Genomic DNA, 24349 nt, shown 5'->3' with positions numbered 1-24349 from the left:
CCGAGCCGGGCACCGCATTTGGCGGCTCAGCCAACGAGATTGGCGTTGATGAAATCGAAATTGATGTCTTCGCCAAGACCCGGCTTGTCCGAGATGTGCACGAAGCCATCTTCATCCATCGGATCGACGAGCGCGTTCAGATACTCGAAGCCGTCGTCGTATTCGAGGAAGGGATGCAGCAGGCCGCGTTCGTACCATTTGGCATTCTTCACGCAAGCCGCGACAATCAGGTTCGGCGCGCCATTGCCGTGGATTTCGCAGTTCATGCCAAAAGATTCTGCCAGATGCATGCACTTCATCGCCGGACTGATGCCGCCGTTATCGTGGACACCGGCGCGAAGAATGTCGCAAGCCTTGGATGTGATCCATTCGGCACGGCTGAATTGCTTGCCATGTGCGCTTTCCGGTCCAAGCACAGGAATATCGAGATTTTCAGCAAGCCAGGCATAGGAAGCCGAGCTCTGCTCATCCATTGGTTCCTCGATCCAGGCGAAATCGAGCTTTTCCAGCCCCCTGCCAAGCTCAAGGGCTTCGGTGCGGGTGTACCAGTGGAACGCATCGATCATCAGGTCGATGTCCGGGCCGACAGCTTCGCGCACGGCGGCACAGGCCTTCAGGTCCATCTTGACATTGGGCGCCCAGGAGACCGGCGGCATCCATGTGTGCAGCTTGATGCCCTTGTAGCCGCGTTTGACCAGCTTTTCAGCAAAGCGACCATAATCCTCCGGCGTAGCCAGACCGTTTTCCAGCTCGTCGCCGCACATGATCGAGCCATATGCCGGGATTTTTTCGCGATAGCTGCCGATCAGCTTATGGACCGGCATGTTGAGCTTGCGGCCGGCCAGATCCCACAGTGCACAATCAACGATTGCCAATGCACGATCGGTCAACTGCATGGCGCTGCCACGCTGCCAATGCGCCAGATCCTGCCACAGACGTTCGCGGGCAAACGGATCTTCGCCGATCAGCACCTTTTTCACGAACTTGTCGATGACATGGGGGCGGATGACTTCCGGCGGACTGAAACAATACCCTTCCGTCCCATCGTCGGCGACGATTGTGAGGATGGCCATGTCGACCTTGTGCGGCGGGCCGGGATGAGCATGCCCGGCTGTATCCTGATGCCGGCGGGTCGTATGGGAAAACACCCGAACGTTGACGTCTACAATCTTCACGATTTCCTCCTCTCGCGGCGTAAGCCACTACGCCACACTTTTGTTGTCTCGCCTCGCATTCCTGCGCCAAAAAGGTCGGAAATGCGCTCGCTCCAGCGAACCGGCAAAGTCATCATACATCCTACGTCCTATCATTCTATAGTTATCGATAGGAGGATCAACGAATTTTTCTCTGTATTCTTGATAGGAAGCAAAGCGCCGCGTTTTTAAATCCACGAAATGGTGGCAACCGGGCAGCAGCCGGTCGCGTCCTTCTCACCGGGTGCCTGAGCAGTTGCCATGCCTCGCCTGATAATGGACAAAAGCGGCTATACGCACTAAGAATATCGCATCGTTCGCATAGGTTCAGGGCGCGACCGGCTGGGAGATATCCGCTCTTGCCCCAAGCTGGAGTGTGCCATGTCCGCCTCGCCCGATGCGATTTCCCCGACGGATGCTGCGGCTCCCTATTCTACTCCCCTTGCTAGCCTGACCCGAGCGATAGGCGCAATGGGCCGCGCCGAAAGCCAGGATGCGGTGATCGAGACCCTGCGCTCCACGGCGCGGTCGCTCGTCGGCTGTGAAGGAATAGCGATCATTCGGCGAGAGGGCGATTTGTGTCATTATGTCGAGGAAGATGCGATCGGTCCGCTGTGGAAGGGACACCAATTCCCCATGTCGGCCTGCATCAGCGGCTGGGCGATGCTCAACCGGCGAACCGTCGTCATCCCTGACATTTCAAAGGATGAGCGGATTCCTTTCGAATTATATGCCGACACCTTCGTCAAGGCTGTTGCCATGGCTCCGGTGAAGGCCGCCGATCCCATCGGGGCGATCGGTGCGTATTGGTCGCACACCTACACGCCGGCCCAATGGGAGCTGGATGTTCTCGAAGCGCTGGCCGAGGCCGCCGCGACCGCCATGGACAAGGCGAGTGCCATACGGGAGCTTTCCAAAGCTCTGGAAACGCCTGCCGAAGCTGGGGCAGATACCGAAGAGAGCCTCGCGCGGGATATCGCAAAGGTCGAATGCATCGCGGCCGTTCCGACCATCCTTGATGTCGTGCTTCAGATGACCGGCATGGGGTTTGCCGCTGTCGCCCGGGTCACGGAAGACAGATGGATTACCTGCCGGTCGCTTGATCATGTCGGCTTCGGTTTGAAGCCCGGCGACGAGCTTCCTGTCCAAAGCACACTCTGCGACGAGATCCGTGGACACCGTGAAGTCATCGTATTCGACGATGCTACCGTCGATCCGGTCTATCGCGATCACCACACTCCGCGCATCTACGGCCTGCGCAGCTATATTTCCGTGCCCATCATTCTTGCCAACGGCCAGTTCTTCGGAACCTTGTGCGTAATCGATCCCAATCCGGCGAAGGTGAAAAACCCGCTGGTCATCAACACTTTCAAGCTGTTCGCCGACCTGATCGGACAACATCTCGACGCCGACGATCGCCTCAAGGCAACCCGAAGCGAGCTCGAACGGGAAAAGGAAATATCAGAACTGCGCGAGCAGTTTATCGCCGTGCTTGGCCACGATCTGCGAAACCCGATCGCGGCCGTCGATGCAGGCACATCGCGCCTTTTGAAAGAAGGATGGACCGAACGGAGCCCGCTCGTTCTCAAGCTGATGAAATCCAGCATTTCGCGGATGGTCGGCCTTGTCGATAACGTCATGGATCTGGCCAGGGCACGAATGGGTGGCGGCATTTCGCTAGAAATCGGCAACCATGACGCTGCCGTGATCCTTGGTCATGTTATCGACGAAATTCGCTTGGCGCATCCCGGCCGCATCATCGAAGCGGATTTCAGATTGCCCGAATCGGTTTCCGTCGATCCGCTTCGCCTGGCGCAGATGTTCTCCAATCTGGTTGCCAATGCAGTCACGCACGGCGTTGAATCCGAGCCGGTGCGTGTGGTGGGAGCGGTGAGCAAAGGGCAATTCGAGATTGCCATCAGCAATGGGGGAACGCCCATATCGCCGGAAGTTCTCGGGCGGCTTTTCCAACCGTTTCGACGAGGTGATCTGCGCCCGAGCATGCAAGGGCTGGGTCTCGGCCTCTACATCGCAGCCGAGATCGCAAAGGCACATAAAGGAAAAATCAGCGTCCGCTCCGACGAGGCCGAGACGTGTTTCACCTTCTCGATGCCCGTTGAGAACAGGGATCTCATCTGAATTCCGGCCTGCCGGGAAGGCAATTGTTACCGCTGTGCGGCCGTCAGCTTGCTTAGTTCCTGTGCCAGCTGGTCCTGCGTGTAGGGCTTTCCGAGCCTTGCGACATCCAGATCAATCCCAGTCGGAAGCTCGGCATATCCCGATGCGATAAGGATCGGCAGCTTTGGAGCGATGACGCGAGCCGCTTTCGCCAGATCGCCACCGGTCATGCCCGGCATGGAATAGTCCGTGATCATCAGGTCGAAACCGGAGCCGTCGCCCAAACATTCCAGCGCCTCGGCTCCGGAATGCACTTCGACAACCTCATGGCCGAGATCCATCAGCATATCGGCTGAACTCATCGCAATCAGAACGTCGTCGTCGACAAGCAAGATCCGTTTTGGTGCGTCCGCGACGTCGGAAGCCATTGTCGTCACTTCAATATGTTCCGAATGTGCTGCCTGAGATGTAGACACCGGCATCCACAATTCAGCCGTCGTCCCTTTGCCGATCATGCTTGTCAACTTCAACTCACCTTTCAATTGCGATGCCAGGCCATGGATCATCGAAAGACCGAGCCCGGTTCCCTTGCCCAGTTCCTTGGTGGAAAAGAACGGCTCGATGGCTTTTTGAAGCGTCTCCTCGTCCATGCCATGGCCCTCGTCTGCGACCGACAGAACAATGTACTTGCCGGCCGCAAGTTCGTCCGACTGCGAAAGCTGCTCGGCCTCTTTCAGTTCGACGCGTATTACGCCTCCACCGGGCATTGCGTCGCGCGCGTTGACGGCAAGATTGAGCAAGGCCAGTTCAACCTGGTTTGCGTCCGCCGATACAAGCGGAAGATTGTCCGGCGTCGATGTCTCGACGATGATCGTCGAGCCGACGGACCGCTTCAGAAGGTCTTCCATCCCGAGCACGAGCGCTCGCATGTCGACCGGGTCGATTCGAAGATCCTGTCTGCGCGAAAACGCAAGCAGCCTCTGGGTAAGGGAGGCGCCACGTTTTGCTCCTTGCTGAGCCCCCTCAATCAGGCGGATCGCCTTTGCATCATCTCCGGCATGTTTGCGAAGCAGCTCGAGATTGCCGAGTACCGCCATCAGCAGGTTGTTGAAATCATGTGCCACGCCGCCTGTGAGCTGGCCGATCGCTTCCATCTTCTGGGCTTGCCTAAGCTGCTGCTCGGCCCGCTCCCTCTGGTTCACTTCGGCCATCACCGCCGCGTGGGCCTGTTCCAGTTCGCGTGTCCGTTCGGCAACGCGCTCTTCGAGGATTTCGTTCAACTGCCGCTGGTGTTCCTCCAATTTCAGGCGCTCGGTCACATCTGCCGAAACGCCGACCAGCTTGATGGCGTGCCCCATCCGATCCTTGTAAAGCTGGGCTCGGATTTCCGCCCAATGGGTCGAGCCGTCTCTCCAGATTGTTCTATATTCAATCGAATAGTCCGCACCGGTTTCAATCGTCGCCCGGATTGCAGCTTGCATGCGGTCTGCGTCGTCTGGGTGGACTGCTGCCAAAAGATCCGCGTAGGAAAACTGCTCGTGACGGCTACGGCCGAAAATTGCCCTGCAGGTCGGTGACGTCGCCAGTTCACTGGTCGCGAGGTCGAGTTCCCAGGCACCAAGCCGCCCGGCGCTGAGAGCCGTCTGAAGGCGACGTTCCCCTTCATCCAGCGCTTCAATTCTGGATCGAGCCTCATATTGCCGCCGGCGACCCCGCATCGCGGACCTGGCGACGCTGATGAACGTTGTCGCATGAAACGGCCGCTCGACGAAGCTGACATTGCCCAATACCTCGGACAATCTGGCAGCCGCCGGATTGCGTTCGGGACCGCCTCCCCGGCTCATCAGGATGGTGAAGGGGAGGTCAGACCAGCTTGCCTGCGCTTCTATCCAGGTGGAGATCGCACGCAGATCGGCGGAACGAAGAGCCTCCTCGGTCACCACTGCAAAGGCAACATCATCGCCTAGACCGGCCACGAACGATGCTAGATCCGGGGCTGTCCTGGATTTGATCCCGGCCTCTTTCAGGAGTGACGCTGCAATCTGTGCATCGCGGCCGATTGGAGCGTGGATCAGGCCGCTAGCGTCAATGTTAGGAATGGTCGCCGTCCTCGTCAGTCAAGGGAAGAAGTGGCTGCCTCTCTCCGACCAGGCTTGGCACGCCGCGAAGCACGCCCTGAAATCCCGACAGCGGCTCACCCAAGGTCAGTCCGACGTGGGATATTCTGAATTCGCGAATGGTGTCTTCGTGAGGTCCGGTCCGCTTCTTGATCACGGATACCGCACGCCGCACTTTGCCGAATGCCTCGAAATAGCGGAGCAGGATGACACTGTCGGCGAGATAGGTGACGTCAACCGGCGATTTCATGTCTCCAACGAGACCATGCTGAGCCACCGTTAGGAAAGTATTGACACCCTGCCGGTTCAGATATTGCAGAAGCTCGTGCATGTGGAGAATAAGCGCATTTTCTTCAGGCATCGCGGCCTGGTAACCATTGATGCTGTCGATAATGACTGTCTTGGCTTCATAGGTCGCAACCCGGTCTCGAACACGCTGCGCGAATTCACCTGGCGACAGTTCGGCGGCGTCCAGTTGTTCGATATGAATAAAGCCATCATCTCTCAGCTTTTCCAGATCGATACCCATGGCCTTCGTGCGCGCGAAGAGCAGGCCGAGTTCCTCGTCGAAGATGAAGATCGCCGTCTTTTCGCCGCGCTGCGCCGCCGCATTGACGAACTGCAGGGCAAACAGGCTCTTGCCCGTTCCGGCCGGGCCGATCAGCAGCGTACTCGATCCACGTTCGATACCACCGCCCAGAAGCCCGTCGAATTCGGGCAGGCCGCTGGACAGCGTGATGCGCTCGAACCCGGTTTTGTGTTCGATGGCGCGAAGTCGCGGGAAAACCGCAACGCCGCCGGTTTTGATCACGAAATCGTGGTAGCCGCCACGAAACGACTGGCCACGATATTTTATCACCCTCAAACGCCGCCGCTCGGATCCATAGTCTGGGGCAAGCTGTTCGAGGTGGACGACGCCATGGACAACGCTATGAACGGTCTTGTCGAAATTCTCCGACGTCATGTCGTCAAGCAGCAGCACGGTCGCATCAGACCTTGAGAAAAAGTGCTTCAGCGCAAGGATCTGTCGGCGATAACGCAACGAACTCTGCGCCAGGAGGCGGATTTCTGAAAGGCTGTCGATGACCACGCGTTGCGGCTTTACCCGCTCGAACGCCTCGAAAATCAGCTTGGTTGTTTCACCGAGTTCCAGGTCGGAGGAATAAAGCAGGCTCTGCTGCTGATCGGCGTCCAGAAGGCTTTCGGGCGGCACGAGTTCGAAGATCTCGATCCCGTCACCGATTTCCATGCCATGAGACTGGGCGCAATCGCGCAGTTCTTCATCCGATTCGGACAAGCTGATATAGAGGCAGCGCTCACCGAGCTTCGCTCCTTCGAGAAGGAATTGCAGCGCAATCGTCGTCTTACCCGTGCCAGGTGACCCTTCCAGCAGAAAGACATGTCGGCGAGTGAAGCCGCCGGATAAAACATCGTCCAGTCCCTGGACGCCGGTTTCAGCCTTATTACTTAGGATCTGACTCATCATTTCTCCGCATTTTCTATAATACTTAGAGCGGATGGATGGACAAACAAGACGATTGCGCGAGGCGGCTCTCCGACTTTTTCTTAAATTTTACAGTTAGGTAAACGGGGAATACCGCTTTATTTACAGAACCCGGAGCATTCAGCAGGAAAGCGCGCTGTCGCGCAGACCCCTTGGCGTTTTGGGCTTTATCGAGCAATCGTTCATCTAAAGATCGAATGGCCTATCAATCAGATGACGATCGGTCGTCGTGGACTTGAATACCGGCGTCGCAGCGATCAGTGTTCGCGTGTAGGCATGCTGCGGATCAGTAAACAGCTTCTGCCGCACATCGATCTCGACGATCCTGCCGCCTTTCATCACGGCGACCCTATCGCTGATATGGCGCACGACGCTGAGGTCATGGGCTATAAACAGGTATGTCAAGCCATGTTTTTCCTGCAGGTCGACAAGCAGGTTGATGATCTGCGCTTGCACCGAGACGTCCAGCGCCGAAATCGCCTCGTCGCAGACGATGAATTCCGGTTCGCAGGCAATCGCCCGTCCGATTGCCACCCGCTGGGCCTGGCCGCCCGACAATTCGTGCGGATAACGGTTCTCGAATAACGGACCAAGGCCCACATCCGACAGGATCGCATGCACGCGGTCGCGCACCGTTGCCCGTGTCGCAAGGCCATGATGCAGCAGCGGCAAAGCGATGGCGGAGCCAACCGTTGCACGCGGATTAAGCGTCGAGAACGGATCCTGGAAAACGATCTGCAGATGACGCCGCATGGCGCGGTTCTGCGATCCGTTGTTTTTGACGATATCCTTGCCGCGATACCAGACGGAGCCGGAGGTCGGTCGGGTCAATTGCAGCAGGCTCATGCCGAGCGTCGATTTTCCCGAGCCGGATTCGCCGACGATGGACAGCGTCTCGCCACGAAAGACGTCGAAACTGACGTCCTGCAACGCATGCACCTGTGATCGCGACTGCCCGAATTGCCCTCCCCTGACATCGAAGGTGCGGGTCAGATTGCGCACAGAAACCAGCGCTTCCGTCGATCCCTGCATGTCTGTCATCGAACAAGCTCCCTTGCTTCGTCATGCGCCACGAAACAAGCCGCCCGACGTTCCCCATCCATCGGCAGGAGAGCCGGCGGCGCGACGAGACATCGCGCTTCGCGCCGTTCGCAACGTGGTGCAAACGCACAACCGACCGGGCGGCGCGCGGGATCGGGCGGCAGTCCGTCGATGGTCTTCAACCGGCGACCCTCGCCGCGATTTGCCACCGGCATCGATGATATCAATGCTTGGGTATAGGGATGAACCGGCGCAGAACAGATCTGCTCGGCTGTGCCTTCCTCGACGATACGCCCGGAATAAAAGACCGCGATCCGATCGGCGATCTGCGACAGCAGCGCGAGGTCGTGCGATACCCAGATGACGGACAGGCCGAACTGGCGGCGGATGTCGAAGATCAGATCGACGATCTGCGCCTGTGTGGTGACGTCCAGCGCGGTGGTCGGTTCATCGGCAATCAGCAGGCTTGGCCGACAGGCAATGCTCATGGCGATCATCACCCGCTGGCGCATGCCGCCGGATAACTGATGCGGATAACTCGAAAGGCGGCTTTCGCCACCCGGAATGCCGACCAGCAACAGAAGTCTGCCGGCTTCCGCCCACGCCTCTTTCCGTCCGAGACCGGCATGGTACCGCAAGGGTTCGCTCAGCTGCGCACCGATCGTCATGACAGGGTTCAGCGATGTCATCGGGTCCTGGAAAACGAAACCGATGCGGCTTCCCCGCAGCTTCGCCAGTCTCGATTCCTCCTGGGCAAAAAGATCCTCGCCCTCGAACACGGCGCTGCCGGAGCTGACCCGCAGCGCCGGCGGCAGGATGCCGAGCAGGCTGAGCATGGAAACGCTCTTGCCGCAGCCGGATTCACCGACGATGCCGAGAACCTCGCCCTCGTTCAGCGTCAGGTCGATGCCGGTGACGATTTCCACCTCGCCGGTTTCGGTCTGCCGCGCCACGCGCAGATCGCGAACCGCGAGCAGCGGGGTTTTGCTGATGGCGTCCGTCATTTTTTGCCCTTGGGATTGAGCGCATCGTTCAGGCCGTCACCGACAAAGGCAAAAGCCATGGTGATGATCGCAAGCGCCAGTGCCGGCACGATAAGAAGATGCGGATAGGCACCCCAAACGCGCATGCCGTCGGCGATCATCCGACCCCAACTGGGCGTCGGCGGCTGGACACCGATGCCAAGGAAACTGAACGAGCTTTCCAGCACCATGGCCGTGCCGAGACCGAAACTGACGGCGACGATAACGGGTCCGAGTGCATTGGGCACGACAAAAGAGCGGATGATCGTCGTGGGCGGCAGCCCAAGCGCGATGGCCGCGGTGACATAATTGGCATTGCGGATGGACAGAACCTGCGCCCGCATCAGCCGTGCATATTGTGGCCATTTGATCAGCGCTATCGTGCCGAAAACCAACGACAGGTCGAGGAACGTGGTGTCACGAAACATCGGATTGCCGGTTTTGAGGAAAAGGTCTTCCATCCAGCCGCTGAGAAGCGGCGTCAGCGACGTGTTGATGACCACCACCAGCAACAGGCTGGGAACCGCCATGGTGACGTCGGTCAGCCACATGATCGTGCGGTCGGTCATCCCCCCCACAAAGCCAGAGACCGCACCGGCAATCGCACCGATGGAAAACGAGAGCATGGTCACGAAGAAGGCGACAATCAGGGCGGTGCGCGCACCACCGACGATACGGGCAAACAGGTCGCGACCGAGATTGTCGGTGCCAAGCCAATGGATGGGGCTGGGACCCGAATTGACATGGGCGAGATCCTGCTGGGCAAAATCATAGGGCATCAGCCACGGCCCGAAGATGGCGGCACAGAGATAAAATGCGATGATGACGAGGCCGAGCATGGCCAGCCGGTTGCGACGAAGCCGCAGCCAGGCGTCACGGCCGAGACCGGCGGGTGCCTGTTTGGCCGTGTCGGGCTCAGTCTGCGATGTCATGGAGGATTGTCCGGTCATGGCTGCCCTCACCTTGCCTGCACGCGCGGGTCGAGAAGCGGATAGAGCACTTCGACGAGAAGATTGGCCGACAGCACCGCCACCGTACCGATCAGCACCAAGGCCATGATCACCGGATAGTCCGAATCCGTCATGGCGCTGATCGTCAGGCGTCCGAGCCCAGGCAGGCCGAACACCACTTCCACGAAGATCGCGCCGTTGATGAAGGTGATCAGGATGATGCCGAGCTGAGTGACGATCGGTGTCAGAACCGGCCGCATGACGTGATCGACGGCGATGCGAAAACGCGGCACACCCTTGGCAATCGCGGTGCGAATGAAATTTTCGGAAAGGATGTCGATCACGGCGGCGCGCGTCTGGCGCTGGATCAACGCAATCGGCTGCAGGGCCAGAACCAGAACCGGCAGGATGACCCGCGGATCGGTGAGACCACCCCATCCGATCGGCAGTGTTTCACCCGGTCGCAGGATGATCAGCGACACCAGCATCAGCGGGCCGATGACATAGGCGGGGACCGCCCATAACAGCAGCGCCACGGACGTTACTACATTGTCGAGTGCCCGCCCCTGATGGAAGGCGCAAGCCATGCCGAGGGGCACACCGACAAGCGCCGTGACCACGATGGTGACCAGACCGAGTTGAAGCGAAACCGGTGCGGCGACCGCGATGATGGAGCTGACCGCGCGGCCCGAAACCAGCGAATTGCCAAGATCGCCGTGCAGCAGGTTCCACAGATAGGAGCCGAACTGTGCGAGGAACGGCCGGTTGAGCCCGGCCACTTCGCGAATGGCGTCGATACGGGCCGGATCATAAGCGACGTCGCCCGGCGCGCTGAGGAACATCAGCTTGATAGGGTCGCCGGCGCCATAAAAGGCCAGCGCGTAAATGCCGAACATGACGACCAAGATCGACGGTATCCATGTCAGCACACGCTTGAGAATGAAGAAGGCCATTCAATTCCTCTGAAAACCGGGGCATGGCTGCGAACCCTGGAAAGCGCGCAGCCATGCAGTCGGCTTAGCTGCGGCTTACGGTGACGTTCCAGGGCTCGCTGACCTGCCAGTCCATGTTTTTCTCGATGCCCTTGACCCACGGCATCGCCATCTGCGGCATGTTGCGGTAGGCCCACGGAATGTAAATGGTATCGTCGACTGCCAGCTGCTGCGCCTGACGGGCGAGCGCCAGCCGTTCTTCAGAGCCTGCGGCAAGAATGGCCGCCTTGTCCAGCAATGCGTCCACCTGCTCATTCTTGTAGCCGCCGAGCTTGTTCTTGGCATTCGATGACGAGGAATGGACGATGCCACGCAGGTAGGTCGTGCTGTCGGAAACGCGGGTGCCGACATTGTCACGAAAGATCTGGACGCGGTTCTGGTCCGGGCCTTCGAACTTGTCGATCTGCGGCTTCATGGCAACCGACTCGACGCCAAGCACCGTGCGCCACTGTTCGGCAATATACTGGGCGGCCGCTTCGGCAACCTGACGGGAAATGCCGACAAAGTTGATGCGCGGGAATGCCGCCGCACTGCCATAACTCGACTGCGCCAGAAAACGGCGCGCCGCATCCGGATCGAAGGGCAGTTCGCGGAAATTCGGATCGATGCCCGGCACCGCCGTCAGGATCTGCGTTGCGCGCACTTCCGGTCCTTGCGGAAAGGTGAGCTTCCACAGCTGCTCGCGATCCACCGCCGAAATCAGCGCCTTGCGCACGTTGATATCGTCGGTCGGCTTGCGGCTGATGTTCAGCCAGAAATGATCGCCTTCCGGCGCCAGCGGACCGGAGAGGAAATCCGCACCGAGATCGTCGATCAGCGTCGTTGTCTGGATCAGGGTGTGGACATCGAACTGGCCCGACTTGAGGGCAGCCGTTGCCGTCGAGGCATCTTCGATGACCTGAACCTCGATGCGGCGCAGCGATGGTGCGGGGCCGGAAAAATTGGCATTGCGTTCGAAAACGAAGGTTCCGGCATCGAGATCCATCTTGACCGGCACGAAAGGACCGCTGACCACGACGGCATGATCGGTCGGGTTCCACCAGCCGGGCACTTCATTGCCGTCGGCGCCACGCGCCAGCGACACCTTGACGATCGGTGCCAGATGATTGGCAAGTTTTGCCGCAAACATTGGGTCCTGCGCGCTCAACCGCACCTCGACCGTACGATCGTTGAGGGCAACCACGCCCTCGAGTACGGTCGCCTTGCCGCCGGTGATCGGGCCGTAACCCTGAACCGTGGAAAGCACCTGATCGATACGCTGGTTCTTGGTGGCCGGCATGGCCGCCAGTTCCCACGAACCCTTGACGTCGGCCGCCGTGATCGGGCTGCCATCGGAGAAGCGCGCCTTTTCGGCAATCTCGAACTGCCAGACCGTATTGTCGGCGTTGGCGCTCCATTTTGCGAAGATGTAAGGCTTCAACTCGCCCTTGCCGGAATAATAGAGCGGGGCTGCAACCCAGAACGAATTCAGCCGATAACTCTGACCGCCACCGCGCAGAGGCGACCAATCGGACGAAAAGGCCGGGTGAATGATGCGCAGTATGTCATTCTCGGTCGCAAAGGCCTGGCGTGCGAAAAGGCCTCCGGCCAGCGGCGCCAGGCTACCGATGCCCAGCAGCTTCAGCGACTGCCGGCGGTTCATCGCCAGCAAACCGTTGCTGCCGCGGTTTCCAAAATCATTGTCCATGTTACGTCTCCTGATCAGGTTGAGATCGCGGCATTTCGCCAGCGGCCGTCAAATGCGATGAAAGGCAATGTCAGTGATCGACGACGGAGCCGTCGAAATGGGCGCGCATCTTGATGTTCTGGATCGGGCGCTCGCGGCGCGGGAATTTTTCCTCGAAACCCGGCCGCAGCTCGACGCCAAGACCCGGACCATCGGGGATGGCAAGAAAACCGCCTTCGGCTTTGGGAAAGTCGACGAGCATGTCCTCGCCGGCGAGACCCGTGCGCTGGTCGATATGCGGCGTGCCGAGCGGATATTCCTGAATGGCGAAATTGGGGATCACCGCATTGATCTGCAGGCAGGCCGCAAGCCCGATCGGGCCGACCGGATTGTGCGGAGCAATCAAGGCATCGCTGGCTTCCGCCATGGCGGCGATCTTCTTGGCGGCAGTTATACCGCCGCAGACGCCAACGGAAACGCGCAGATATTCGGCCGCGCGAGTATCGAGCAATTCCTGGAACTGCTGGATATTGATGAAACGCTCACCAGTGGCGATCGGGATGGCGATCTTTTCGGCAACCCGTGCCATGGCCGGGATCGAGGCCGGCTTGACCGGATCTTCGTAAAACAGCGGCAGTGACGGCTCGACCAGACGGGCAAGCGTGATCGCCTCCGGCACCGACAGGCGGCGATGCAGCTCGAGGCAGATATCGACCTCGAGTCCGACGGCCTTGCGGACCCGCTCGACGAGCTCGGCGCCCGCCTGCATCTGCGAGGCATGCGAGCGGTAATGGACACTGTCGGCATCATCCATCAGCGGATTGAGATGACCGATCGCGGTAAATCCCTGCTCCTTGCGCAGTAACGCCTGCTCGACGAATTCGTCGGCGCTGCGTCCCTTGACCCAGGCATAAAGGCGCACGCGATCGCGCATGCGCCCGCCGAGCAGCTCATGCACGGGCACGCCCAGCGCCTTGCCCTTGATATCCCAAAGCGCCATGTCGATGGCGGACACCGCGCCGTTGATTGCAGCACCCGTATAGTGGTTGGCACGCAGCATCACATTCCAGTGCCGCTCGATCGTTGTCGGGTCCTGCCCTTCGAGAAAACGCCCGAAACGCTGGATGGCGGCAGCAGCCGCATCGTAATGTCCCCAGGTGCCGCACTCGCCGTATCCGACGATGCCCTTGTCGGTGGTGATGCGAACGAACAGGAAAATGTCCGCAAAGATTGGCTCGACCGATGTGATTTTCATGTGCCCGTGATCGCCTCGATGTTGTCCATCAATTCACTAGAGAACGGATTTCCAATCTTTTGCGAAAGAATGGAAGGTTTTTGCTCAAGCGAATAAAACGGTAGCAAACTGTTTCATTCAATGATATCTATTTCATTTAATAAAACGCACAGAGCTTGCTTGTCAAGATTTGCGCGATGACTAGGATGTTCCGATGACACTCGATCCGGCCGAAAACTCCGACAATGCACCGCCCGCAGGCGTCCTCGACCGGGGACTGCTGATCCTCAGCCTGTTCACCATGGAGCGCAGCCAGATGCATCTGCGCGAGATCTCGGAAGTCTCGGGCCTGGACAAGGCGACGACACTCAGGGCGCTGAAATCGCTATCGAATTGGGGCTTTCTGGAACGACATGCGGATGGCAGTTATTCGCCAGGGCCAATGAACATGCGGCTGGCCGCAATCTTCAAGGCGACCTCAAATCTGGTCAACCGGATCGCCGAGCCGCTCAACCGGACCAGCGATCAGATCCATCAGGTGACGGCGTTCTACATTCGTACCGAGGGCAATCGTCTGTGTCTGGTGCGCAGCCGCGTCAACCGCAACCACAGCTATTTCGTCGATGTCGGCGCGTCGGTATCCCTGTCGCATGGCGGTTCGGCAGCACGCGTGCTGCTGGCCTTTTCGGAGCCCGAAAATCCGCTCTATCAGGATGTTCGCGACAAAGGATATGCCATCTCGCGCGGAGAGCGGCTGCGCCATTATGCGTCGATCTCGATCCCTCTGTTCGAGGCGGACGGCAACTTTCTGGGAACGGTGACGATCAACGCTCTCAGCGTCGATGTGTCCGACGAGGATTTCCTCAGATTTGCCGGTATCGCCCAAACCGAGGTCGGACGCTCGGGTTTCACCACATCCACCGGCACGTCGGCAGATAAACGGACGTGAAACGAGTGCGCTCGCTGCGCATCTCGTTTCCAGCTCCGTTTCGGGATCGGCTTTGGTGGTGCCGAACGAACAAGGGGCGCTACCCCGATAGCCCCCTCCCCTTGATCAAAGCATAGATCGCCGGAATGACGATCAGGGTCAGCAGTGTCGAGGATACCATGCCGCCGATCATCGGCACCGCTATGCGCTGCATGATCTCGGCCCCTGCCCCGGTACTCCACAGAATGGGCAAGAGACCTGCCATGATGGCGACCACGGTCATCATCTTCGGACGCACACGCTCGACAGCACCGACCATGATGGCGTGATGCAGGTCGCTTCTGGTCATTAGCCGGCTCTCATTTTCGCACCGGACACGCCGCTCCTTCAATGCGTGGTCGAGATAGATCAGCATGATCACGCCCGTCTCCGCGGCGACGCCCGCAAGTGCGATGAACCCCACGGCAACCGCAACAGACGCGTTAAACCCCAGCCACCACATCAGCCAGATGCCGCCGACCAGCGCGAAGGGCAGCGAAAGCATGACGATCAAGGTTTCCGTCAGTGCCCTGAAGTTCAGGTAGAGTAGCAGGAATATCAGCGCCAGCGTCAGCGGAACCACGATGGACAGCCGCGCCGCAGCCCGTTCGAGATATTCGAACTGGCCGCTCCAGGCCACGGAATACCCTGTCGGAAGCGACACCCGTGCCGCTACCGCCTGCTGAGCCTCGGCGACATAACCCCCGAGATCGCGACCCGTAATGTCGACATAGATATAGACGGCGAGCTGGCCGTTTTCGGTGCGCACCGTCGTCGCGCCGCGCGTCAGGCTAACCTCTGCCACTTCGCCGAGCGGCACGGTTCCCCCGCCGGGCAACGAGACGAGCACGTCCCTTGCGATCGACTGCGGATCGCTGCGGGAGGCACGCGGATAACGGATCGCCACACCGTATCGCTCCCGGCCTTCCACCGTCGACGTCACCACTTCCGAGCCCAGCGCCGTCGAAACCACGTCCTGGACATCGCCGATCGTAAGGCCGTAACGACCAAGCGCCGTCCGCTCCGGCACGATATCGAGATAATAACCGCCGATAACCCGTTCCGCATAAGCGCTCGACGTTCCGGGTATCGTCTTCAGCACCGTCTCGATCTGCCGGGCGACCGTCTCCATCTCCTTCAGATCGGTGCCATAGACCTTCACCCCGATCGGCGTGCGGATCCCCGTCGACAGCATGTCGATGCGGGCGCGGATCGGCATCGTCCAGGCATTGGCCACGCCCGGAAACTGCAGCGCTGCATCCATTTCCTGTTTCAGGCTGGCCGTCGTCACGTCGGGCCGCCATTCGGATTTCGGCTTCAGCGTGATGATCGTCTCGAACATCTCGACCGGCGCCGGATCCGTCGCGGTCAGCGCCCGCCCGGCCTTGCCGAAGACGCTCTCGACCTCCGGAAAGGACTTAATGATCCGGTCCTGGCTCTGCAGCAGTTCCGCCGCCTTGGTGACCGAAAGTCCCGGCAAGGTGGTCGGCATATACATCAGCGTGCCTTCGTCCAGATCCGGCATGAACTCGCTGCCGATATGCTGGATCGGCCAGACCGTGGCGCCGAGCACGACGAGCGCCGCCATGATCGTCAGCACTTTTGCTTTCAGCACACACGCAATGACGGGGCGATAGATCCAGATCAGCAAGCGATTGATCGGGTTCCTGTGCTCCGGCACGATCCGCCCCCTGACGAAGACAACCATCAAAGCCGGCACCAGGGTTATCGACAGAAGTGCCGCCGCCGCCATCGAGAATGTCTTGGTGAAAGCAAGCGGGCTGAACAGCCGCCCTTCCTGCGATTCCAGCGTGAAGATCGGCAGGAAGGAGACGGTGATGATCAGCAGACTGAAGAAAAGAGCCGGACCGACCTCGCTTGCCGCCTCGACCAGAATATCGATGCGCGGCTTGTCCGGCGGCGCACGCTCCAGATGTTTGTGGGCGTTTTCGATCATCACGATCGCCGCATCGATCATCGCCCCGATGGCGATCGCGATACCCCCGAGGCTCATGATATTGGCCCCGATATGGAGAAAATGCATGGCGATGAAGGCCATCAGCACGCCAACCGGCAACATGATGATAGCCACAAGCGCGCTGCGGACATGCAGGAGAAAGACGATCGTGACGAGCGCGACAACGATCGCCTCTTCCACAAGCGTGCCCCTGAGGGTCTCGATCGCCGCCTCGATCAGTTGCGAGCGATCGTAGACCGGGACGATTTCGGTTCCTTCCGGCAGGCTGCCCTTCACGCCCTCGAGACTTGCCTTGGCATTGTCGATGACCGACAGGGCATTCGCCCCGAACCGCTGCAGCACGATGCCGCTCGCAACCTCGCCGTCGCCGTTGAGTTCGGTGATCCCGCGCCTTTCGTCGGGAACCAACTCGACCCTTGCGATATCGCCAAGCCGCAGCGGCGTGCCGCCCATGGTTTTGAGAACGATATTTTCGATATCGCCGATGCCTTTGAGATAACCGTGTCCGCGGACCATGAACTCGAATTCGGACAGCTCGACCGTACGCCCACCGACATCCGTATTGCTGGCGCGCACGGCATTGGCGATATCGTTCAGCGAGATATCCTGGGCCTTCAGCCTCGCAGGATCGACGACGATGGAATATTGCTTGACGAAACCGCCGACGCTGGCGACTTCGGCAACACCTTCGGATTTCGACACCGCGAAACGCACGACCCAGTCCTGCAAAGACCGCAGTTGTGCAAGCGACATCTCTTTCGCCACTACTGCATATTGATAGACCCAGCCGACACCCGTCGCATCGGGACCGAGCGTCGGCGTGATGCCGTCCGGTAGCCGGCTTTGTGCGACATTGAGATATTCGAGCACACGGCTGCGCGCCCAATAGGGATCTGTGCCATCCTCGAAGATCACGTAGACGAAGGACGCGCCGAAAAAGGAGAAACCACGCACTACTTTGGATTTCGGCACGGTCAGCATGGATGTCGTCAGCGGATAGGTGACCTGATCTTCGACGACCTGCGGCGCCTGGCCGGGATAATCGGTATAGACGATGACCTGAACGTCGGAGAGATCGGGTATGGCGTCGAGCGGCAACGACCTCAAGGCGTATACGCCGCTGGCGACCGCCAATACGGCACCGACGAAGATGAGAACGAGATTGTGGGCGGACCAGGATATGACACGGGCGATCATTGTTTCGCGTCCCCCGTCGTCATCGCGCTGAGCGCCGAATTGAGGTTGCTTTCGGCATCGAGTAGGAAGTTGGCGGCAACCACGACATGGTCACCAGCCTTGATGCCGGTTGTGATTTCGGTCTGCGTATCGCCGCGAGCACCAAGCGTGACGTCCCGAGGTTCGAAACGGCCTTCTCCCTTGTCGAGGAACACGAGCTTGCGATCCCCCGTGTCGATCACCGCGCTGCTCGGAACCGCGACCACGGGGTCGTCGGACCGCGCGTCGATTTCCGCCTCCGCATACATGTTGACGAGCAGCACGCCATCCGGATTGGGCAGTCCGATACGGACTTTCGTCGTCCGCGTCTGGCTGTCGACCTGCGGGTAGATGAGATCGATTGTGCCATGGAATGTCCGCCCGGGCAGGCTGCGGACGGTCAACCGCACATCAGCACCAACCCGAACGGAATTCAGGTCATATTCCGGAAGATCGGCCAGAACCCAGAGGTGGGACATATCCGCGATGCGAAACAGCACGTCCCCCGGCTTGGCCATCATGCCGGGTATGGCAAGCCGTTCGAGGACTATCCCATCCCGGGGCGAGGCATAGTCGATAGTCGATGGCACCTGCCGCCTTTCGGCGATCGTGCTGATCGCTTCGTCCGGCACGCCGAGATTTTTCAGGCGAAGGGCGGAACCGGCCCGATCGCCTCCCGGCGCGGCATATTCCGTTCCGGCGGTGGCAATCTCCCTGGAATAGAAACCGAAAAGCACCTGCCCCTTCTCGATCCGGTCCCCCGTCGTCACATTCGACACCGCGTCGATAAATGCGTCGGTGCGCATCGAAATCACGCTGACGCGGGTTTCGTCCAGTGTCACCGTCGCGGGAACCCGGACTGCGCGCCCTATCCGGGCCACCCCGGCGATCGAGGTTTTCACTCCCGTCCGTTGCAGCTTGCCGGGAGATAGCCTTACCGCCGAGCCACCCTGCTGCTCGCCGGCGAAAACGGGCACGTAGTGCATGCCCATATTATCCTTCTTCGGCACCGGCGACGTGTCGCCGAGGCCCATCGGATTGCGGTAATAAAGAATGCGCCGGGGCGTGGCGGGATTGGACAGCGCCTGAACGTCGGTTGCGGGCTTGTCGGCCGGAGCATTGGCGCTTGCTTCCGCGGGCTTCTCCCGCACCGCAAGATACGCCCTGCCGTCATCCGTGGATTTCGGCAGGGCCAAGAATTGCGGCAATCCATCGGGATGCCGATAGTAGAGAATACGTCCGTCCTGATGTGAATGTTCATTTGCAGCGCCGGTTGTGGCGCTATGCGACGCTCCCGAATGAAGCTCCTCAGCGAGAGCCGGATAACCGCCGGAGCTTACGACGACCGCGACGGCAAGGACCGTTCCGAAATGTGGTAGCCAGATCATGGCGACACCTTGAGGATAAGATCGCGCTCGACAGGCTCCGGCTCGCCCTGGATCATCACACCGATCCGCAAGCGCCAACCGCCCGCCATCGAAAGGTTCGCCTTGAAGTGGTAGATACCCGGTTCGCTCGACCCCAAAGGCTCGATGGCCGTGCCCATGTCCGGCATCCCATCAGGAGCCATGTCCAGAACTGTGCTGAAGATGATGGCATCCGCGACGGGGGCACCCGTATGCAGGTCCGTCAGACGAACCTCGACCATCGCATCCCGGCTTTGTTTGATGTCTGTGTTCAGGAGAGCAGCTTCGTAATCCTGTGCAGCTGCGCTCGCGCTGACGGGGTTCATGGCCAAGAGGCCGAGGAGGAGCATTGCCCTCCCGGAAAACAATATTCTGTTCATGATTTTGGATCTCGCTGCGACGTATGTTCTTGCGTCGCGAAGTGAAAGTGCAGGCCATCCGACGCGACCAAACGCGCGTGCGTTCGGCCTTCAATCAGAGGGCGGTCCAGTTTCGACAGAGATCAGGCTTTGGGAGGTGGTCCGACAGGGGCGATCGTCGCAGATGTCATCTGTTGCGCAGGTGACAGGTCATACCGGACAGGCTGCAAGACAAATTTCATCTCCGAAGCCGCAGCAGACGGTATCGAAGCGATGGGAGGTGCACACAAAAGCGCCGACGGGCAGGTGTGATGATGCTGGGTGTCGGTGCTTTGATGCATTTCGGGGCAAGGCTGATTACAGTTCGCATGATCTTCGACGATCGAAACCTGCATCCGGTCGGAAGTCATATGAGACGAATGCGCCGGTTCCGCCCCGGCAGACGGGAGCGCGACTTCGCCGCCAACTCCCATTGAGAGCAAGATAATTATAAAAAAGAGATTGCGAATATATCTCATGGCGCATTCCTCATCTGCAACCAGATGAAGAACCTGTTTCCAGCTATCGGCTGAACTATCCCGCGAATGCAAAGTGTGAGGAATAGGCCAAAAGATCGCAGGCTAGCCTAACAGACGGCCCATGCCACCAGCCGTAAACGTGCAGAGACCCGGGAAGGCATTGCCTTCCCGGGTCTCTGAATACCAGGCTCAGAACCTTAGTAGTGAACCGACAGGCTGTCGATCGGCGTGGTCTTCGGCGGCGCGAACTTGGTCAGGTTGATGCCTTCGACCGCGACGCGATACTCCTCGATGCTCGGCGTGCGGCCAAGGATCGCCGACAGCACCACCAGCGGCGTGGAGGCCAGCAGCGATTCACCCTTCTTCTCGGCCGTGTCTTCAACCACACGGCCCTGGAACAGACGGGTCGAGGTGGCAAGAACGGTGTCGCCCTTTTCCGCCTTTTCCTGGTTGCCCATGCACAGGTTGCAGCCCGGACGCTCGAGATAGAGAATGTTCTCGTATTCGGTGCGGTTGGACGTCTTCGGCTTCAGGTCGTCGAATTCGAAGCCCGAATACTTCTGCAGGATTTCCCAGTCGCCTTCAGCCTTCAGCTCATCGATGATGTTGTAGGTCGGTGCAGCGACGACGAGCGGCGCCTTGAACTCGACCTTGCCGTTGACCTTTTCGATGTTCTTCAGCATCTGGGCGACGATCTTCATGTCGCCCTTGTGAACCATGCACGAACCGACGAAGCCGAGGTCGACCTTCTTGGTGCCGCCGTAATAGGAAACCGGGCGGATCGTATCGTGGGTGTAGCGGCGCGACACGTCGGCATTGTTAACGTCCGGGTCGGCGATCATCGGCTCGTCGATGATGTCGAGATCGACGACGACTTCGGCGAAATATTTCGCGTTGTCGTCCGGCTTCAGAGCCGGCTTTTCGCCCGAGCGGATCTCGGCAATGCGGGCATCCGCCTTGTCGATCAGGCCCTGCAGCGTCTGGGCGGCATTGTCCATGCCCTTGTTGATCATGATCTGGATACGCGACTTGGCGATTTCCAAAGACTCGATCAGCGTCTCGTCCTCGGAAATGCAGATCGACGCCTTGGCCTTCATCTCGGCCGTCCAGTCGGTAAACGTGAAGGCCTGGTCGGCGAGCAGCGTGCCGATATGCACTTCGATGATACGGCCCTGGAAGACGTTATCGCCATGCTGCTTGAGCATCTGCGCCTGGGTGGCATGCACCACGTCGCGGAAGTCCATATAGGGCTGCATCGTGCCCTTGAAGGTGACCTTGACCGACTGCGGGATCGGCATGGTCGCTTCGCCGGTGGCAAGCGCCAGCGCCACGGTGCCCGAATCCGCGCCGAAGGCGACGCCCTTGGACATGCGCGTATGGCTGTCGCCGCCGATGATGATCGCCCAGTCGTCCACGGTGATGTCGTTCAGCACCTTGTGGATCACGTCCGTCATCGAATGATAGACGCCCTTCGGGTCACGCGCGGTGATGACGCCGAAATTGTTCATGAAGGACATCAGCTTCGGAATATTGACCTGAGCCTTCTTGTCCCAGACGGATGCTGTGTGGCAGCCCGACTGATAGGCGCCATCGACCAGCGGCGAAATGACGGTTGCCGCCATCGCTTCCAGTTCCTGTGCCGTCATCAGGCCGGTCGTGTCCTGCGAACCGACGATGTTGACGGTGACGCGAACGTCGGAACCGGCATGCAGAACCTTGCCCGGCGTCAAGCCGACGGCATTGCGGTTGAAGATCTTTTCGACCGCAGTCAGGCCCTGGCCTTCGACCGAGAGTTCCTTGTTCGGAGCAAAGACCGGGGTGGCTTCTACGCCCAGCGTCTGGGCGGCAAATGTCTGGAGCTTCTTGCCGAAGACGATGGCGTAGGACGAGCCCGCCTTCATGAACTCCATCTTCTGCGGCGTGAAGGCGGAGGCGACATCGACCAGCTCTTCGCCGTTCTCGTCGCGGAGCTTCTTGTTCTTGGCGTCGATCTTCAGAACCGTACCGGTCGCGACCGAATATTTCTGCTCGAGGATCGGGTTGCCTTCATTATTGAGGATCGGCTTGCCGTTCTCGTCGAGCTTCTTGACCCAGTTCTTCAGGTTGACGCCGATGCCGCCCGTCACGTCGACGGTGGTCGCGAAGATCGGCGAAATACCGTTCGTGCCGGCAACGACCGGCGCGAAGTTGACGAAGGGCACATAGGGGCTGGACTGCTTGCCGGTCCACAGCGCAACGTTGTTGACGCCGGACATACGCGACGAGCCAACGCCCATCGTGCCCTTTTCGGCAATCATCATCACCCGCTTGTCCGGATGCTGCTTCTGAAGCGCGACGATTTCCGCCTGCGCTTCCGGCGTGATCATACACTGACCATGCAGTTCGCGGTCGGAGCGCGAATGCGCCTGGTTGCCCGGCGACAGAAGGTCGGTCGAGATATCGCCTTCGGCAGCGATGAAGGTCACGACCTTGATCTCGTCCTCGACATCCGGAAGCTTGGTGAAGAACTCGGCCTTGGCGTAGCTTTCGAGAACATCCTTGGCGATAAGATTGCCCGCCTTGTAGGCATCGCGCAGCCGGAACATGTCGGCGTCATAAAGGAAGACCTGCGTCTTCAGAACTTCGCCCGCCTGTTTGGCGATCTCCGCGTCATTGCCGAGCGTGATGTCGAGCAGCACTCCGATCGAAGGGCCGCCTTTCATATGCGACAGCAATTCGAGGGCAAAGGTCGGTGTGATCTCGGGGACGAGTGTTTCGCCCAGGATGATCTGCTTGAGGAAAGCTGCCTTGATACCCGCGGCGCTCGTGGTGCCGGGCAGGGTGTTGTAAATGAAGAACTTCAGGGCGTCTTTCCGGTGTTCGTTTCCGGTATCCCTGATCAGGGTGATGATTTCTGCGACGAGCGCGCCATCATCGATCGGCTTGGGGGCAAGCCCTTGGGTTTCTCTGCTTTTAATTTCAGCCAGGTAATCGGAATACAGGTTCATCACAGTCCCAACGTCATTAGCTTTTGGCGCTGAAACGCAGCGCCACCGAACGATTTATGCGGCCCGAGGCCTTCGGATTTGGAGTACGTCAACCGAGCCCGTGTGACAAGATACCGCATTTCGGTAAATGTAGTCCTTCGGCGTCAGCCTTGCCCGGTCAACAACGGCCGAGCGCATTCTTAACGGACCCGATTTACGGAAGCCATCGATTTCAGCCCATCCGGCTTTCCCGATCTGACCGACAGCGAAGACATTAGACAGCGCCTCCGCGATAGTTGACACCAGATCTGTCTCAGCGGTCGAACATATCCTGCCACTGCTTTTCACCAACCAGGCAATCGCTTCTGGGCGGTTTGTCGGCAATACGGCGAACCAATGGCTGCGGTTCGATGCCACTGACTTCCATCACCAGTTTGCGACGGACCGCGACACCGAAATCGTCGATGTCATGAACCGGCAGAACGAACGAGCCCGGCCCGCCCGCAACACAGTCGCTGTAATATTGATCGAGCCCGCCCGGTGTTCCCGACGGTCTCAGCATGATCGCCAGGCCGTTGATGACAATGCCGGCCTCGACAGCCTTGTCGCGTGCAGGCACAACAGGATTGCCCGAATTGTTCGGCCCGTCACCCGACACATCGATCACCTGTCGAAAGCCATGATAGGAATTGGAGATCAGCATGGTCGCGCCCTGCACGATTGCAGCCGAAATCGACGTGCGGCGCTGCATCTCGACCGGCCGTGCCTCTACCTTGTCGGCAAAGGCAATGGCATCCTGTTCATTCTCGATGATCTGCCAGTCTATCACCGAACCCGGAACGACATCACCGGCCCACTCGAAATAACTGATGGCGATGCGGCCCGTCAGCCCGGTCTTGACCGCGTCGATGAACTCTTTGTGCTTCAGCGCCGACACGTAACCTTCGCGCTGGATGCGGGCTTCTTCGGTGTCCATCGATCGGGATGTATCGACCGCGAGCACGAGTTCGACATCCACTTCCTGCCCGCCTTGCGCCATCAAGGTATTGGTCGCGGACAGGGTCATTAACAATGCAAGTGTTGTGAGCATGGCAATCCATTCA

Annotated in this window: 16 protein-coding genes; 2 read left to right on the top strand and 14 right to left on the bottom strand. The window is 59.4% G+C overall.

The features are described from left to right. Positions 1-26 precede the first annotated feature (26 nt). On the bottom strand, positions 27-1175 hold the full coding sequence (locus tag FHP24_RS13160) for a mandelate racemase family protein (RefSeq protein WP_139676639.1): 1149 nt from the start codon (positions 1173-1175) through the stop codon (positions 27-29). A 399-nt stretch (positions 1176-1574) separates the two neighbouring features. Here FHP24_RS13160 and FHP24_RS13155 point away from each other — a divergent pair, with 399 nt between their 5' ends. Next, the gene (locus FHP24_RS13155) at positions 1575-3332 is read left to right on the top strand and encodes a sensor histidine kinase (protein WP_139676638.1); all 1758 of its coding nucleotides are present in this window, start codon (positions 1575-1577) and stop codon (positions 3330-3332) included. A gap of 26 nt (positions 3333-3358) precedes the next feature. On the opposite strand, the gene FHP24_RS13150 is transcribed toward FHP24_RS13155, so the two are convergent. The 8 genes from FHP24_RS13150 to FHP24_RS13115 all read right to left on the bottom strand — a co-directional run bounded on the left by FHP24_RS13150 (position 3359) and on the right by FHP24_RS13115 (position 13858). Next, complete coding sequence (locus tag FHP24_RS13150; protein ID WP_246091753.1) at positions 3359-5428, bottom strand: hybrid sensor histidine kinase/response regulator; 2070 nt, start codon at positions 5426-5428, stop codon at positions 3359-3361. Beyond that, positions 5403-6911: an ATPase domain-containing protein gene (locus FHP24_RS13145; protein ID WP_139676971.1), complete on the bottom strand. Its 1509-nt coding sequence runs from the start codon at positions 6909-6911 to the stop codon at positions 5403-5405. The genes FHP24_RS13150 and FHP24_RS13145 overlap by 26 nt, the downstream gene beginning before the upstream one ends. A 207-nt stretch (positions 6912-7118) precedes the next feature. Continuing rightward, positions 7119-7964 carry an ABC transporter ATP-binding protein gene (locus tag FHP24_RS13140; RefSeq protein ID WP_139676970.1) on the bottom strand — a complete coding sequence of 282 codons (846 nt, stop codon included), beginning with the start codon at positions 7962-7964 and terminating at the stop codon, positions 7119-7121. Positions 7965-7969: 5 nt separating this feature from the next. Further along, positions 7970-8977: an ABC transporter ATP-binding protein gene (locus FHP24_RS13135; RefSeq protein WP_139676636.1), complete on the bottom strand. Its 1008-nt coding sequence runs from the start codon at positions 8975-8977 to the stop codon at positions 7970-7972. Continuing rightward, entirely contained in the window at positions 8974-9927 is a 954-nt protein-coding gene (locus FHP24_RS13130) for an ABC transporter permease (RefSeq protein ID WP_139676635.1), read from the bottom strand. The genes FHP24_RS13135 and FHP24_RS13130 overlap by 4 nt, the downstream gene beginning before the upstream one ends. A 26-nt stretch (positions 9928-9953) precedes the next feature. Next, positions 9954-10898: an ABC transporter permease gene (locus FHP24_RS13125; RefSeq protein WP_139676634.1), complete on the bottom strand. Its 945-nt coding sequence runs from the start codon at positions 10896-10898 to the stop codon at positions 9954-9956. A gap of 64 nt (positions 10899-10962) precedes the next feature. Next, the gene (locus FHP24_RS13120) at positions 10963-12624 is read right to left on the bottom strand and encodes an ABC transporter substrate-binding protein (RefSeq protein WP_139676633.1); all 1662 of its coding nucleotides are present in this window, start codon (positions 12622-12624) and stop codon (positions 10963-10965) included. Positions 12625-12694: 70 nt separating this feature from the next. Then, the gene (locus FHP24_RS13115) at positions 12695-13858 is read right to left on the bottom strand and encodes a mandelate racemase/muconate lactonizing enzyme family protein (protein ID WP_139676632.1); all 1164 of its coding nucleotides are present in this window, start codon (positions 13856-13858) and stop codon (positions 12695-12697) included. Positions 13859-14051: 193 nt separating this feature from the next. Here FHP24_RS13115 and FHP24_RS13110 point away from each other — a divergent pair, with 193 nt between their 5' ends. Further along, positions 14052-14786 (top strand): IclR family transcriptional regulator, encoded by a 735-nt coding sequence (locus tag FHP24_RS13110; RefSeq protein ID WP_139676631.1) that lies wholly within the window; start codon positions 14052-14054, stop codon positions 14784-14786. 79 nt (positions 14787-14865) lie between these two features. Here the strand turns inward: FHP24_RS13110 and FHP24_RS13105 are convergent, their stop codons facing one another. The 5 genes from FHP24_RS13105 to FHP24_RS13080 form a co-directional block, all read right to left on the bottom strand. After that, positions 14866-17979: an efflux RND transporter permease subunit gene (locus tag FHP24_RS13105; protein ID WP_139676630.1), complete on the bottom strand. Its 3114-nt coding sequence runs from the start codon at positions 17977-17979 to the stop codon at positions 14866-14868. Beyond that, complete coding sequence (locus FHP24_RS13100; protein WP_139676629.1) at positions 17976-19385, bottom strand: efflux RND transporter periplasmic adaptor subunit; 1410 nt, start codon at positions 19383-19385, stop codon at positions 17976-17978. Before FHP24_RS13100 ends, FHP24_RS13105 begins: the two co-directional genes overlap by 4 nt. After that, positions 19382-19729 carry a FixH family protein gene (locus FHP24_RS13095; RefSeq protein WP_246091735.1) on the bottom strand — a complete coding sequence of 116 codons (348 nt, stop codon included), beginning with the start codon at positions 19727-19729 and terminating at the stop codon, positions 19382-19384. The genes FHP24_RS13100 and FHP24_RS13095 overlap by 4 nt, the downstream gene beginning before the upstream one ends. Before the next feature lie 748 nt (positions 19730-20477). Beyond that, positions 20478-23267: a bifunctional aconitate hydratase 2/2-methylisocitrate dehydratase gene (locus FHP24_RS13085; RefSeq protein ID WP_139676626.1), complete on the bottom strand. Its 2790-nt coding sequence runs from the start codon at positions 23265-23267 to the stop codon at positions 20478-20480. A gap of 292 nt (positions 23268-23559) precedes the next feature. Further along, positions 23560-24336, bottom strand: coding sequence for a DUF1194 domain-containing protein (locus FHP24_RS13080; protein WP_139676625.1), 777 nt, complete (start codon positions 24334-24336; stop codon positions 23560-23562). Between the last annotated feature and the right edge of the window lie 13 nt (positions 24337-24349).

The sequence above is a fragment of the Aliirhizobium smilacinae genome, from assembly GCF_006335145.1.
GTDB classification, from domain to species: Bacteria; Pseudomonadota; Alphaproteobacteria; order Rhizobiales; family Rhizobiaceae; genus Neorhizobium; species Neorhizobium smilacinae.
The sequence above is the reverse complement of the archived record's forward strand: the minus strand, read 5'-3'. Positions and strand labels throughout refer to the sequence as shown.

Excerpts from the sequence above, each read along its gene's own strand:
- FHP24_RS13115 (WP_139676632.1), bottom strand. The coding sequence starts at position 13,858 with ATGAAAATCACATCGGTCGAGCCAATCTTTGCGGACATTTTCCTGTTC.
- FHP24_RS13110 (WP_139676631.1), top strand. The coding sequence starts at position 14,052 with ATGACACTCGATCCGGCCGAAAACTCCGACAATGCACCGCCCGCAGGC.
- FHP24_RS13105 (WP_139676630.1), bottom strand. The coding sequence starts at position 17,979 with ATGATCGCCCGTGTCATATCCTGGTCCGCCCACAATCTCGTTCTCATC.
- FHP24_RS13130 (WP_139676635.1), bottom strand. The coding sequence starts at position 9,927 with ATGACATCGCAGACTGAGCCCGACACGGCCAAACAGGCACCCGCCGGT.
- FHP24_RS13100 (WP_139676629.1), bottom strand. The coding sequence starts at position 19,385 with ATGATCTGGCTACCACATTTCGGAACGGTCCTTGCCGTCGCGGTCGTC.
- FHP24_RS13120 (WP_139676633.1), bottom strand. The coding sequence starts at position 12,624 with ATGGACAATGATTTTGGAAACCGCGGCAGCAACGGTTTGCTGGCGATG.
- FHP24_RS13135 (WP_139676636.1), bottom strand. The coding sequence starts at position 8,977 with ATGACGGACGCCATCAGCAAAACCCCGCTGCTCGCGGTTCGCGATCTG.
- FHP24_RS13140 (WP_139676970.1), bottom strand. The coding sequence starts at position 7,964 with ATGCAGGGATCGACGGAAGCGCTGGTTTCTGTGCGCAATCTGACCCGC.
- FHP24_RS13095 (WP_246091735.1), bottom strand. The coding sequence starts at position 19,729 with ATGAACCCCGTCAGCGCGAGCGCAGCTGCACAGGATTACGAAGCTGCT.
- FHP24_RS13145 (WP_139676971.1), bottom strand. The coding sequence starts at position 6,911 with ATGAGTCAGATCCTAAGTAATAAGGCTGAAACCGGCGTCCAGGGACTG.
- FHP24_RS13155 (WP_139676638.1), top strand. The coding sequence starts at position 1,575 with ATGTCCGCCTCGCCCGATGCGATTTCCCCGACGGATGCTGCGGCTCCC.
- FHP24_RS13080 (WP_139676625.1), bottom strand. The coding sequence starts at position 24,336 with ATGCTCACAACACTTGCATTGTTAATGACCCTGTCCGCGACCAATACC.
- FHP24_RS13085 (WP_139676626.1), bottom strand. The coding sequence starts at position 23,267 with ATGAACCTGTATTCCGATTACCTGGCTGAAATTAAAAGCAGAGAAACC.
- FHP24_RS13125 (WP_139676634.1), bottom strand. The coding sequence starts at position 10,898 with ATGGCCTTCTTCATTCTCAAGCGTGTGCTGACATGGATACCGTCGATC.